Below are 14,037 nucleotides of genomic sequence, written 5' to 3' on the forward strand. Positions count from 1 at the left end.
ATCGATATGAAGACGAAGAAACTTATCAATGCCGGGGCAGATGCCGTCGATGAGATGCTGCAGGGGATCCTGGCGGCGCATCCGCGCCATCTCTATGCGGTAGAGGACATGCCCCGCGCGATCATTGCCAGAAACGGGCCCCGCAAGGGCAAGGTCGGGCTGGTCATCGGCGGTGGATCCGGGCACGAACCGACATTTCTGGGGTTCGTCGGCAAGGGGCTGGCGGACGCGGCCGCAATCGGCAATGTGTTCGCGTCGCCGCCGCCCGATCCGATTGTCGCCTGCGCCATGGCGGTCGACGGTGGCGCCGGTGTCCTGTTCATGTATGGCAATTATGCCGGCGACGTGATGAACTTCGACATGGCTGCCGAGATGCTGGCGCTTGACGAGATCGAGGTACGCACCGTCCTGACCACGGATGACGTGGCGTCCGCCCCTCCTGATCAGAGGGAAAGACGACGGGGCGTGGCAGGCAACGTCTTCATCTTCAAGGCCGCCGGCGCAGCCTGCGATCTTCTCTACTCGTTTGACGACGTCGAGCGTGTCGCCCGCCATGCCAATGCGCGAACCTATACGATGGGTGTGGCGCTTTCCCCCTGTTCGCTGCCCCAGACTCTCCGGCCAAATTTCCTGATCGGCGAAGGGGAGATGGAGATCGGAATGGGCATCCATGGGGAGCCTGGCGTGGCGCGCGAGCCGCTGAGGCCGGCCGACGCGGTGACCGACGAACTCATGGACAGCATTCTTCGCGAAATGAAAGCAGACCGGGGTGATCGTGTCGCCGTGCTCGTCAATTCGCTGGGTTCGACCCCGATGATGGAACTCTACATCATGATGCGGCGCGTGAAGTCCCGGCTCGACGATGCCGGGCTCATCCTCCATACGTCGCTCGTCGGGAATTACTGCACCTCGCTCGAAATGGCCGGCGCGTCGATCACAATCATGCATCTTGACGACGAACTTCAGCGATTGATCGACCACCCCTGTGATTGCGCGATGTTTGCGAGGTAATCGATGACGTTTACGACCGAAGACCTGCAGCGCTTGTTTGCTGGGATTGCCGAGGATATCGCGGCGGAACGAGATCGTCTTTGCGAGCTGGACGGTGCCATCGGCGATGGAGATCACGGCCTTGCCATGGATGCAGGCTGCCAGGCCGCGGCGAAAGCGGTCGGCGAACTTGACGCCGGAATTGCCCCGACAACCGCATTCAACATCGCGGCAAAGGCATTCCTGAATGCGGTCGGCGCTTCGTCCGGCCCGCTATATGCCACGGCCTTCATGCGCGCCGGAGCGGCCGCCAAAGACAAGCAGACATTGAGCGATGACGACTTCCTCAGCGTCTTTGCGGCAATGGCGCAGGGAATCCAGGAGCGCGGAAAGGCCGAACCCGGTGAAAAGACGATGGTTGACGCCTGGAAACCCGCGGCTGACGCGGCACTCGATGCCTGGCGGTCGGGAAAGCCCCTCCCCCAATGTTTTGAGGCCGCCGAGCGGGCAGCGCGGGCAGGCTGTGAAGCGACCAGCAACATGACGGCGGCCAAGGGACGGGCTTCGCGATTGGGGGACCGCGTGATCGGCCACATCGATCCCGGCGCCGCGTCCGCCGTCATCATCATCGCCGCCATGGCCAAATTTGCTCAGCGTCGTGATGGTTAGCTCGTCATACCAGTTGACATGTCGATGACTATCTGCAACAAGGGGCCCGGCTTTACAAGAGGAGGACGGTAATGCTGACCCTTTCTGCGAAATTGAAGACTGCCAGCCTCGTTGCGATCGCCGTGGCGTCACTATCGGCCACGCCGGTTCTTGCTGAAGACATCACGCTCTGGACCCTCAACTTCGACAATAATGCCGCCAATACGGCCCTGAAAAAGGTGGCCACCGATTTCGAAGCCGCAAACCCCGGAACGCATGTCGAGATCGTCCAGCGCGCCGTCGACGAGCACAAGACGGCCCTGCGCGTCGCTGCAGGCTCCGACAAGGGGCCAGACATTTACTTCAGCTGGGCGGGCCTCGGCCTCGGCGGCGAATATGTGAAGGCCGGCCTGTCCCTGCCCCTCGACAAGTACTATGCCGAGTATAAGTGGAAAGACGAATTGTTGCCCTCAGCGGCGGCTTTCGCCGACCTTTATCCCGGCGGCAAGCACGGCGTTCCCTTCACCTTCAAGGGTGAGGCCGTCTACTACAACAAGAAGCTTTTCGAACAGGCCGGCATCAAGGAAGAGCCGAAGACCTACGAGGAACTGCTTGCCGCGGCCGATAAGCTGAAGGCCGCAGGCATTCCTGCCTTTACGTTCGGTGGCACGGTCAACTGGCACGTCATGCGTCTCATGGACGTCATCCTCGAAACGAAGTGCGGTGCTGAAAAGCATGATGCGCTGAAGGCGATGACGCTGGATTGGACCAAGGAACCCTGCGCGACGGAATCCTTCGCGGAGTTCGCCAAGTGGGCGAAGGACTATACGCTGCAGCCATTCATGGGCATCGACAACAAACAGTCCTACAGCCTCTTCACCGCCGGTCGTGCGGCAATGATGCTCGAAGGCGACTGGCTGGTCAGTCAGCTCGACGGCTCCGGCGCCAATCTCGACGACTACGGCATTTTCCCCTTCCCGACCAATACCGACCGTCTCTATGGCTTTGCCGAGTACAATTACATCAGCACCAAGAGCAAGAGCCCTGACGTAGCCGCGAAGTTTCTCGACTATTTCCTCTCGACCAAGGTGCAGCAGGATCTGCTCGGCCAGCTGAGTTCGACCTCCGTCAACAAGAATGTACAATATGCCAACCAGAAACCGCTCGAGGCGGAATGGCTGGGCATCTTCCAGAAGTATAGCAAGGTGTACATGAACGGCGATCAGGCGTTCCCGCTCGACGTCACGACGGAGTATTTCCGCGTCATCAACGACGTTGCCTCCGGAAACACCGAGCCGGCCGACGCGGCCAAGCAGCTGCAGAGTTTCATCGCAAGCAGAACCTGATTCCTCCAAGGCGCCAGTCAGCCGATCCTCGTGTCGGCGGCTGGCACACCTTTTCATGAGCTGGCGGCGGCTTCACTGCCAGCGCATCGGCCCGAAATCGGAATCTATTTTCGGAAAGCACGATGCCTAGGTTCAAAGAGTTGGAGCGTCCTTTGTGCGTCCGAGAGGACGCACGGCGCTCTGGGAGGAAAGCATGTCACTTCGACAGTCGACACATGATCCGCGCGTGCAAGCGCTCATCCTGCTCGTTCCGGCCCTGGCAATTTATGCCGTGTTCGCCCTCTATCCGATGCTCAATGTCGTCATCCTGAGCTTCCAGAAGTGGAACGGGCTGGATCCGCAGAGGCAATTTGTAGGGCTTGCAAACTACTCGGCGATTTTCACGAGAGATCCGGTTTTCTGGGTTGCCTTCCGCAACACCGTAATCTGGACCGTGATGAGCTTGATCTTTCCGCCGATGGTGGGACTGCTGCTGGCGCTCAGTCTCAACCAGAAGATATTCGGCCGCAATGGCCTCAGGGCGATCTTCTATCTGCCCGTCATCATCGCGCCCATCGCGGTGGCCACCATGTGGAAGTGGATGTACGATCCCTTCTTCGGCCTTTTCAGCCAGCTGCTCACCTCGTGGGGCATGCAGGGCTGGATCAAGGACTGGCTGGGCAACAGGGATATCGCCCTTTATTCGGTCTTCGTCGCCTATCTCTGGCAGACGGTCGGCTTCTCGATGGTCCTGTTCCTGGCGGGCCTGCAGAATGTCTCTCAGACACTCGTGGAGGCCGCGCGCATCGATGGCGCCGGCCGCTGGGCGGTGTTCAAGCATGTGACATTGCCGGCATTGCGCCCGACGATCACGATCGTCCTCGTTCTTTCCGTCATCTCCTCCCTGAAGGCTTTCGACATCGTCTACGGTCTGACGGGCGGCGGGCCGGCGCAGTCTACTCAGATGCTGGCGCTCTGGGCGTTCACGCAGGCCATGCAGATCTTCGATTTCGGACGGGGTGCGGCAATTTCTGTCGTGCTGCTGCTGATCACCATGGCCGTCGTCATTCCCTATCTGAGATGGACCCAGAAGCACGAGGAGGTTGAATCGTGACAGCAGTGCCGAGCGACCAGACCGCAGTGCATTTGCAGGTCGAACCATCGTCGATGAAGCGGGATCCCATTCTGATCGGCCTCTGGATCACGCTTGTTATCGTGGCGCTCGTCTGGGTCGCGCCATTCGTCTTCATCGTCTTCACCTCGTTGAAGACGCCGGCGGCGGTGACGGGCACGGGCGCCTTCGTGCCGCCAACCGATCTCGCTTTCGAAAACTACAGCGCTGCATGGAGCCGCGGCAACTTCGCAAGCTCCTTCTTCAACAGCGTCATTATAACGATCATCAAGGTGCCGCTCGGGCTGTTCCTTTCGGCGATGGCCGCCTATGCCCTTGCCAAGATCAAGCTGAAGATCACCAAGGCCCTGCTGCTGCTTGTGGTGTTCGGCACGATGATCCCCTTCCAGGTGATGCTTGCGCCGCTCTTTACCTTGGTCAATTCACTCGGCCTGATCGACACCTACCCCGGTGTCATTCTTCCCTACATCGCCTTCGGCGTTCCCTATCAGGTTTTCATCCTGCATGGTTTCTTCAAGGGCATTCCCAAGGAGCTGTCGGAAGCAGCACTGATCGACGGTGCGAGCCACTTCATCATCTTCAGACGGATCTTTCTGCCGGTATGCCTGCCCGTGCTCGCCGCACTGCTCATCCTCGACTTCGTCTCCACCTGGAACGAATTCGCCATGGCGCTGGTGCTGCTCCAGGATCAGCACATGTGGACATTACCGCTCGGCCTGATGTCGTTTCAGGGGCAGTTCTCGAGCAATTACGGCCAGCTCAATGCGGCCATCGTGATGACCGTCCTGCCAGCGACGATCGTTTATCTCATCTTCCAGCGTTACTTCGTCTCTGGCCTGACCTCCGGCGCCGTCAAGGGCTAGGGCCACGAAAAGCATTCCACGAGGAGAATATTCTATGTCTGATGCAACAGTCGAAAAATGGGGTGTGTTCGAGGCCTCCTTTGATGGACCCTCCGGCGGCAATCCCTATCTCGACGTGGCATTCGATGCCGTGTTCACCCATAAGAGCCGCGAAGTCCGCGTGCCGGGCTTCTATGACGGCAACGGCACCTACCGTATCCGCTTCATGCCGGACATCGAAGGCGAGTGGTCGTTTCTGACCCGTTCCAAGACTGCTGCACTCGACGGCAAGACCGGCGCATTGACCGCGACCGAGCCTTCGGCCGGCAATCACGGCCCGGTGCGCGTGCGCAACAAATTCCACTTCGCCTATGCGGACGGCACCCCGTTCCTGTCCTTCGGAACGACCTGCTACGCATGGACGCACCAGCCGCTCGACATGCAGAAGCAGACCCTCGAAACCCTCAAGAAGGCCCGCTTCAACAAGATGCGGATGGGCGTGTTTCCGAAGGATTATCCCTATAACGTCAACGAGCCGCTGCACGCCTGCTTCGAACGCGGAGCGGACGGGAAGGAAGACTTCGACCGCCCGAACCCCGCCTCGTTCCAGCACTTCGAGAAGCAGGTCGCAGCACTCTGCCAGCTGGGGATCGAAGCCGATATCATCATCTTCCACCCCTATGACCGGTGGGGCTATGCCGACATGTCGGCCGACCAGGATTTTCGCTATGTCGAATATCTGGCCGCTCGTCTCGCCGCCTACCGGAACGTCTGGTGGTCGCTTGCCAATGAATATGATTTCCTCATCGATACGAAGCCGATGGAGCAGTGGGATCGCTACTTCCACATTCTGGAAGAGAACGACCCTTACCAGCACCTTCGCTCCATCCATAATGGCGACGTGACGGCGAATTTCGACCATCGCAAGCCATGGGTGACGCACACCTGCATTCAGAACCCTGACGTCAAGCGGACGCAGGAATGGCGCGACGCCTACGGCAAGCCCGTCGTCAATGACGAGCCGGAATATGAGGGCGACATCCTGCAGTCATGGGGCAATCTCAACGCGCAAGAGCTCGTGCATCGCTTCTGGATCACCATGGCGCGTGGCGGCTATGCCGGTCATGGGGAAACCTATTCCCATCCTGAGGATCTGATCTGGTGGGCCAAGGGCGGAGAACTGCGCGGCGAATCGTGGAAGCGCATCGCCTTCCTCCGGGAGCTCCTGGAAGCCGATGTCAGGCACGGCCTCGAGCCGCTCGGCATCATCGGCGAATGGCCCTGGTCTCGCGTGTCGGGCGCCCGCGACGGCGACGGCGATTTTCGCCTGATCTATTTCGGCGAGCATCAGCCGGTGATCTGGTCCACGGGCCTGCCGGTCGACGGCGACGATTATGATGTCGATCTCATCGACACGTGGGAGATGACGATCACGCCGGTCGAGAAGGTGGAGGCGCCCGTTCCGCATCCGACGCGCCATGGCTCAGTCGTGCGCGGCGGCAAGCCGGACGCTGCCTTCGGCGTCAAGATCCCGCGCAAGCCGTACCAGGCGCTGCGCGTGCGCAGGAAGCGCTAGAAGATGGCAAGGGGTACGAAATGTCTGGCTTGAGTATCAGAAACGTCAAGAAGTCCTTCGGCACGGTCGACATCATTCATGGCGTCGACGTCGAGATCGCCGATGGTGAATTTACCATTCTCGTCGGCCCCTCCGGCTGCGGCAAGTCGACATTGCTGCGCATGATTGCGGGGCTCGAGGATATCACCGCCGGTCAAATCAGCATCGACGGCCGGGTCGTGAACAATCTGCAGCCGAAGGATCGCGATATCGCGATGGTCTTCCAGAACTATGCGTTGTACCCGCAGATGACGGTCTCCCAGAACATGGGATTTGCGCTCGAGCTCGCCGGAGTCAAGCGACCGGAAATCGAACAGAAGGTCGGTGAGGCGGCCGCAATTCTCGGATTGCAGCCGCTTCTCGATCGAAAGCCGGCTCAGCTGTCGGGCGGACAGCGACAGCGCGTCGCGATGGGCCGCGCCATCGTGCGAGATCCGAAAGTCTTTCTCTTCGACGAGCCACTCTCCAATCTGGATGCGAAACTGCGCGTGAAGATGAGAGCGGAGATCAAGGCTCTGCACCAGCGCCTGAAGACCACGATCGTTTATGTCACCCATGACCAGATCGAAGCCATGACCATGGCTGACAAGATCGTCGTGCTCCACGGCGGTCGCGTCGAACAGATCGGCAGTCCGCTCGAACTCTACGACCGACCGCGCAACATCTTTGTCGCAGGTTTCCTCGGTTCCCCCGCGATGAACTTTCTCGAGGGGACCATTGACGGTACAGGCACGCCTCTATTGTCGCTGCCGGGCGGTTCCCGTGTGCCCCTCTCGCGGGCTCCGGCCAATTCCGCCAACAGACCGCTGACGCTGGGTATTCGTCCCGAAGACATCACCTTCGGCGGTGAGAACGGCGTGGATGCCGTGGTCAAAGTAGTCGAACCGACAGGATCGGAAACCCATGTCGCCGTGGAGCTCGAAGGCAGGGAGCTGACATGGGTCGTTCGCGAACGTGTCGAACTGGCTCCGGAGCAGCGGGTGAAGCTCTCTTTCGAAACCGCTAAGGTGCATTTCTTCGACCGAGAGACGCAGCAGCGTTTGAGCGCCTGAATGAGACGCGTCAGCAGGTCCGTCGAACGCGGAACCGGAATTTGCCCTTGAAGACCAAATAGTGACTTGTACTCTCTAATCTCGCCAATTGGCTGTTGGTCGAAGACGAGGTTGCCAGGACATGCACATTCGAAGGGCAGTCTCTGCTGACGCGGAGGAGCTGAGCAGTCTCCTGAACGAAATAATCCGGGCCGGCGGAACAACCGCACTCGAGACTCCGCTTTCGGCTGCCGAGTTCGCGGACTGGTTCATCGATGGCGAGTTTCCTCTTACCTGCCATGTTGCAGAGCACGATCAGTCGCTCGTCGGTTTTCAGTCCCTGAGCTTATACGGCGATCCGCCGAAAGGCTTCGCCGACATCGCGACCTTTGCGCGCACGAACCCAAGGACCGCAGGCGTCGGCACCGCTCTCTTCCCCGCAACCCGAGCGGCAGCGGAAGAATTCGGGCTCGAATTCATCAACGCCACCATTCGCGCCGACAACGTCAGCGGCCTTGGCTATTACGCAAAGATGGGCTTCGAGACCTATGATCGGCTGGTCCAGGTTCCGCTTCAGGACGGGACGCCCGTCGATAGGATCAAGAAGCGTTACAGAGTAGACGCTGGGCACCACAAGAAACCCGACGCCTGAAACGTGTCGATGGCGCTGTGGGAGTGCTTGGCATCCAAGGGCTGGACCGGTTCAGCGTTGCCCGGCGTCGCCCGGTCCAATTCGCAGCCGGGGGAATATTAACCTCATGAAGAAACAGCATACTTTTCTGTAATGGAAGCGAATTAGCGACTAGCTTCCGTCACGAGTTTCCCTCTCCGAGAAGGCTATCCACCACGCATAGAGATCAAGCATCGGGATAGTGATGGAATTGGAGCCGCAAAGACGTAAAAAAGGAACAGGTCAAAGCATGCCCGGAGATTTGCCCATGCCGACTGCGATGTTCACGGCCGACGAACTGGCGGTGATCCGCCGCGCTTACGCCCATCAGGTGGTGGCAACCGCCGCAACGACGAACCCGCGGATCGAAGCTGCCTTTGCCACCGTCTCGCGCGAAAAATTCCTCGGTGCGCCGCCATGGCAGATCGCCAACCTGGGCGGAGGATATCGCCCCCTCCCCTCCTCCGACTTGGTTCTGGCCTATCAGGACGTGCTATTCGCCCTGCAGCCCGACAAGGGTGTCAACAATGGCAGCCCCTCACTGCATGCCCGACTCCTGGCAGAGCTGGACATACGAATCGGCGATCGCATCGCCCATATCGGTGCCGGCACCGGCTATTACAGCGCCATTCTTTCGGAGCTTGTCGGCACTTCCGGTCACGTCTATGCCGTCGAGATGGATCCCGATCTGGCTGCCCACGCTCAAGCAGCGCTTGCTGATCGGGCCAATATCAGCGTCGTTAACGCCGACGGCAGTCAATGGCCGCAGCAAGAGGTGGATGCGATCTATGTGAATTTCGCCGTCGCGCGCCCCGCGGCACCCTGGATCGAAAGGCTGCGGCCTGGAGGGCGTCTGGTGCTGCCACTCGGCGTACCGCGCCAGGACCGACCGCCGAAAGGCGGCCGTCATGCGTCCCATGGTGCTGCACTTCGTATTGAGCGCGGTGAGGGTGGATTTCCGGCGCGTTGGATCGGCACAGCCTATTTCGTCTGCGCCAACGGTGGATTGGCAATCGACGATAGCGAGATCGAGGCGCTGACCGCCGCCTTCAGGCGCGGCGGCATCGAGTTCGTCAAAAGCCTGCTCTGGAAGACGGAGCCGCGGATAGGGCGCTGCTGGCATATCGGCGACCAATGGGCGCTCTGCTATGACGACGCCTGAGCCATCAGCGCCGCTTCCGCAAAACCGACCGCCCATCTCTGCGGGGAACGGGAGTGCCGTAGCGCGCCGCGGCACTGAAGAGCTTGACGTCCCCGACGCCATCCTTCCTTCGACCGACGCAATCAGCTAGCCGTACTTCTGACCGACGATGACGTCGCAACGCCCAACAACCGGCGCAAGGCATGGGCGACAACGCGCTCAGAGCCCCACCCTCGAATCCAGCCATCTCGAAACCTAGTCTAGGCGAACCAGCGGCACCCTACCCTGCCCAGTGCTGGAGGGCCTGGAATCAACATCCATCATCTCTCGGTGCCAGCAAGCGCGCGGCAAGGATCGGAGCCACGTTATACCGACTGAGATCGAGATCGGATTGGGCGTAGACGGCTGTTGAAATGCTGCGGCCAACATGCGTCAGATATGGCGCACAACAGCTGACTTGATCGATTCCAATAGGCTGGCGCGACCCTGGCTAACGCACTCGGCGGCTGAGATCAGCAAGCGCGGCGACCGCGCCATCGTCGGTCGGCGGCGCTCTTGACGCGCGGCTTGCTCGCCAGCGACCTCACAAGGCACCACGCGCGGCTCTCCTGCTGGAGGCGATCCGGCGGCCGCGGCACAAATCGGCGGCACAGACAACCAATCGCCGGCCCGAGCGTCCCTGATCTCGACACATCTCGCGAGGTCGGATCTGCACGAATGGAAGGTGAGGATGCGCTGCCTGTCCGACGGCGAGTTGCCAGAATGACAAAAGCCCGGCGCGGGAGAGATGCGCCGGGCTTCGAAAGTGACCGACAGCCTGGGAGGAGAAGTGCTGTCCGTCGGACCGAAGCGGCTAGGAGGGGAAAGCGCTTCGGTCCATCACGAGGTAATGTCGCAATGCGGCAAATTCAAGCCTGGCGGCTGCGCGGATGCCGCAGACGAAGGGTCAGGTAAATACCGCCCTAACTCGCACGCGATCAGGGCTAGACGAGGGGTTGTCCGCGGACAACTTGCTGCCAGTGATCCGGCGGAGGGAGTTCAACAGCTTTCAGCGGGCCGACCTGCTCCACCACGAATTGATTGATGAGGGCAGGGGACAGCACTGCTGGTCCGCCAAGAACCGGACGAGCGAATGGAGATTGCCTCGATGATCGACGACGATCCGCCCTGGAACCCACTTGCCCAACCCTTCACCCGCTCACGGGCGTGGCCTCGCTTATCTCCACCTGACTGATGGTCGAATTGGCCGAGATATCGAACAAGGCGATCGCCAAGCTGGCTGATCTGGCGACGACGACCACGACGACCAGAACATCCGTCCATCCGCCCACCACATACGGATGCCGCCGCCGGCTTTCCGCCATCCACGGCATCACTCGAGGCTTCGGCCTTTGACCTACAAAGTTCAGGAAGGAGGACCAATCGGCAAGCTTAGACGGACAAACCGATCGATGCCCCGCGAGCTGACACGCTGCTGGATTCGCCGCCGTCACCTGTCACCCACTCTCTCCAACCCTCCCCTAAGACGCCCCGCAGGGGCCTCGAAGGACATGGCTGGCCGCTGCCCCGTTTGCCCGATCTGCCCCGGGGTGCGACCGAGGCGTAGCCGTTAGCCAAACGACCTCCGCCGGGCGACGGGCGGCCTCGATTACCGCCCAATCAGGGAGGCGCAAGAGCGGCAAGGATGACGCCGCCGCGGCGCCATGCCATCCTTGCTGCGGATCCCTTTCGGTGACCGAAGCCGTAGCCCGCATCTCTTCGAATTGGCAATGTTCGGCTCCTCCCTAAACGCGGGGCAAGTTCTTGGTATCGCGGACCCGTCCGCAGACCCGACAGAGATCCTCGAAACTCTTGGAGCCAAATGCGCCACGCCTGTTCGGCAAGGCGCATGGGACCGCTGCCCTACAATGCCGGGCAGAGCCATCGAGGCGTCCGTATTGCCGCAAGTCCATGGCATCCATCAGCAGGGCGATATCAGGGATATTCTGCGCCGCGCGAACCAATTGCTGCGGAGATCGGCTCGGGTCCAAACGACCTGACAGCCATCAGGTTGATCATCCGGTTGTCCGCGGACAACGGCACGGTGAGGCCACATTCGGCCTGCAAGGATTCACGTAATCGCCAGAGGGAAGACCGGAGGGTCGACTGTCCTCGCGTCACTGAGGCTGCGCCTTCCGCGCGATAGCCGACCGACAGGACGGCTGTCTCGCTGCCACCGCATTCGGCTCTTCATGCGACCGAGCGGAAGGATCACGCGACAGGGGAGGGGCTGCCTTTCGACCTACGGGACCGGCAGGTCACAGCCGAGGCTTTCCGACGCATCAGCTCATTGCGAACGGGTGGCCGCTGATATCGACCGGCAGTCCGTCACCGCACATGACCCAGCGCCGACCATCGCCGATCTGCTTGGCAGCGAGCGAGCGAGCGCATGTGGGAACGGTGGCCTCCGCTCCGCCTTGTCCTGGGATAGCCGACCGTGGCGGCGCGGCTTCGCCGCCATGTCAGATGGGGCGGCGCCCATCATTGATGCACGTTATTCGATGACGCGCAGCCCCTCGCTATAATGCAATGTGGAAACCTGCGTTAATCCCAGCCGATATGGCACGAGATGATCCTGCGCCTTGCGAAGGGGTGCTGGAGAATACCCAGCAATGAACTGCCGGAGCAGCGCTGCCAGTGACAGTCGGGGAGGGGCGCCGATGGCACGTAACGCCAGGCTGCGGGCTGACCGACGTCCGGAGCAGCGCGCATCATGTCGCCACCGCCTTGCCACACAGTTGCTATCGCGTGGCGACTTGGCGATCGCGATGCGCGTTCTGCCGATTACCGAGACGCTGTCAAGCAACCACCGTGGCCATCGAGATCGCGCCCGCGGGCAGGGCACTGTCTCGGTCTCGGTCTCGGTCTCGACGACGCTTAGCCATGAGGCGCGGCGAGCGAATGCATTCGGCTCGCAGGGGCAAACCTGGTATTTGCCCGTTGATAACGTAAACGGCTATTGCAGGCCATTGTCACCGGCGCTATTGTTTTAGCGGGCTTGCTGCACAGCGCGTCGGCCACAGGTGCCGGTCGCCGACAGGCGCTGGTATCGGATGGCAGCAGGTGGAATTCAGGTCCAAGTCGCTCCTCCGATATGAGTCGCGCAACCAATTTACCGCCTCGCGGCCGCCAAGCCGCCTTATCGGTAGACTTGTGAAAAAACACCCAGCAACGCAGTAACGAAACTAAAGTCCAGATTCGCTTCCGTAGCAGGAGACGATCGTAGTTATATCAATGACTTATAATTTTTAAAGCTACTTAAGATCCTTTGATTTAGGCGATGCTGACCGCAGTGGCGGCGCGGCTTGACGAGGCCTCAATCACCCTTAAATCCCTGCCGCCTGGCTCGACCGGGGGGAAGCGGACTGATCTCGGGCTCCGGCTTAAATGTCCGCAGGAAAGCAAGGGCTTGCATCCTTTAGTGGCACCCTGCGTTATCTCCGCACCAGATCGGAGAACATCCTCATGCCAGTTGTACTTCACCTCAAGAAATTCCCCATTGCGGCGACAATGATGGCCGCCGCGATTGGCGTATTTGTCTTGATGCAGGCAACTGAGCGCAGGTCGGTCGCTCCGTCTGCGGATGCCGGCCGCGCAGGTGACGATCATGGCCGCAGCGCCAGCACGCCCGAGGCCATCCCTCTCAGCGGCCTTCGCGACGTGTTCTGGCGCGTCTTCCACGAGGTCCTCGCCGACCGGGTCACGCTGATTGCCGCGGGCGTAACCTTCTATCTGCTGCTGGCGCTGTTTCCAGCCATGGCGGCTTTGGTATCTCTCTACGGGCTGGTTGCAGATCCGGCCACGATATCCGAACATCTTCGCGAATTGGCCGGCCTCCTGCCATCAGGAGCGTTCGATCTTCTTGCCAACCAGATCAAGGAACTCGTCAATCGGCGCGACGCTACGCTCGGCATCACCTTCTTCGTCGGTCTTGGCATCGCCCTCTGGAGCACGCATAGCGGCACGCTGGCGATCTTCGACGCGATGAACGTGGCCTATGAGGAGGAGGAGAAGCGGGGGCTTATCCGATTGAACCTGATCGGCCTCTGCTTCACCTTATGCGCGGTGCTTTTGACGGTGGTCATGGTGGCGCTCGTCGGGATCATGCCGGTTGTCCTCTCCTATCTCTGGCTCGATCAATTCAAGGAACACATGGCCCTTCTCATGCGATGGCCGCTGCTTCTGCTGGTCGTCGCGGTGGCCGTTACATCAGTCTACCGCTTCGGGCCCAGCCGGGAGCCTGCCAAGCTGCGGTGGATGACGTGGGGCGCTGCTCTAACCACGGTCGCCTGGACCGCCATGTCCCTCGGCTTCTCCTACTATCTGGATCATTTCGCCAATTACAACGCGACATACGGCACGCTCGGCGCACTGATCGGCTTCCTCATCTGGATCTGGCTTTCCGTCGTCATTCTCATCATCGGAGGCGAGCTTAACGCCGAACTGGAGCATCAGACCGCGAAGGACACGACGACGGGAGCGCCGCTGCCGATGGGATCGCGCGGGGCCTATGTCGCGGACACTCTGGGCAAGACCACGAGCTGACCGCGATGATTGCTCCCCTCATATGGTTTTGATGTATTCTGGCATTTCTGCAGTCCCGA

The 14,037-nt window shown here is 60.6% G+C and carries 11 protein-coding genes; 10 read left to right on the forward strand and 1 reads right to left on the reverse strand.

Annotated elements, in window-relative coordinates; translation table 11 throughout:
- The first annotated feature begins 6 nt into the window (after window positions 1-6).
- From ELH03_RS24025 to ELH03_RS24070, 9 genes are all read left to right on the forward strand, one after another.
- Window positions 7-1,011, forward strand: coding sequence for a dihydroxyacetone kinase subunit DhaK (locus ELH03_RS24025; RefSeq protein ID WP_128404251.1), 1,005 nt, complete (start codon window positions 7-9; stop codon window positions 1,009-1,011).
- Window positions 1,012-1,014: 3 nt separating this feature from the next.
- Window positions 1,015-1,659 (forward strand): dihydroxyacetone kinase subunit DhaL, encoded by a 645-nt coding sequence (dhaL, locus tag ELH03_RS24030; protein WP_105008559.1) that lies wholly within the window; start codon window positions 1,015-1,017, stop codon window positions 1,657-1,659.
- Window positions 1,660-1,730: 71 nt separating this feature from the next.
- Window positions 1,731-2,984 carry an ABC transporter substrate-binding protein gene (locus tag ELH03_RS24035; protein WP_130660289.1) on the forward strand — a complete coding sequence of 418 codons (1,254 nt, stop codon included), beginning with the start codon at window positions 1,731-1,733 and terminating at the stop codon, window positions 2,982-2,984.
- Between the two features lie 193 nt (window positions 2,985-3,177).
- On the forward strand, window positions 3,178-4,077 hold the full coding sequence (locus ELH03_RS24045; RefSeq protein ID WP_027686177.1) for a carbohydrate ABC transporter permease: 900 nt from the start codon (window positions 3,178-3,180) through the stop codon (window positions 4,075-4,077).
- Entirely contained in the window at window positions 4,074-4,958 is an 885-nt protein-coding gene (locus ELH03_RS24050; RefSeq protein ID WP_197727825.1) for a carbohydrate ABC transporter permease, read from the forward strand. The genes ELH03_RS24045 and ELH03_RS24050 overlap by 4 nt, the downstream gene beginning before the upstream one ends.
- Window positions 4,959-4,992: 34 nt before the next feature.
- Window positions 4,993-6,513 (forward strand): DUF5060 domain-containing protein, encoded by a 1,521-nt coding sequence (locus ELH03_RS24055; RefSeq protein ID WP_128404247.1) that lies wholly within the window; start codon window positions 4,993-4,995, stop codon window positions 6,511-6,513.
- A 20-nt stretch (window positions 6,514-6,533) separates the two neighbouring features.
- Entirely contained in the window at window positions 6,534-7,604 is a 1,071-nt protein-coding gene (locus tag ELH03_RS24060) for an ABC transporter ATP-binding protein (protein ID WP_128404246.1), read from the forward strand.
- A gap of 121 nt (window positions 7,605-7,725) precedes the next feature.
- Window positions 7,726-8,235, forward strand: a complete 510-nt coding sequence (locus ELH03_RS24065) for a GNAT family N-acetyltransferase (protein WP_128404245.1) — start codon at window positions 7,726-7,728, stop codon at window positions 8,233-8,235.
- Window positions 8,236-8,503: 268 nt separating this feature from the next.
- Window positions 8,504-9,415: a protein-L-isoaspartate O-methyltransferase family protein gene (locus tag ELH03_RS24070; RefSeq protein ID WP_130766764.1), complete on the forward strand. Its 912-nt coding sequence runs from the start codon at window positions 8,504-8,506 to the stop codon at window positions 9,413-9,415.
- 1,169 nt (window positions 9,416-10,584) lie between these two features.
- Here the strand turns inward: ELH03_RS24070 and ELH03_RS37520 are convergent.
- Window positions 10,585-10,767 carry a hypothetical protein gene (locus ELH03_RS37520; protein WP_165447339.1) on the reverse strand — a complete coding sequence of 61 codons (183 nt, stop codon included), beginning with the start codon at window positions 10,765-10,767 and terminating at the stop codon, window positions 10,585-10,587.
- 2,131 nt (window positions 10,768-12,898) lie between these two features.
- Between ELH03_RS37520 and ELH03_RS24075 the strand changes: the two genes are divergently transcribed.
- Window positions 12,899-13,978: a YihY/virulence factor BrkB family protein gene (locus tag ELH03_RS24075; RefSeq protein ID WP_130766765.1), complete on the forward strand. Its 1,080-nt coding sequence runs from the start codon at window positions 12,899-12,901 to the stop codon at window positions 13,976-13,978.
- The last annotated feature ends 59 nt before the right edge of the window (window positions 13,979-14,037 follow it).

It is taken from the genome of Rhizobium beringeri (genome assembly GCF_004306515.1).
Lineage (GTDB): Bacteria > Pseudomonadota > Alphaproteobacteria > Rhizobiales > Rhizobiaceae > Rhizobium > Rhizobium beringeri.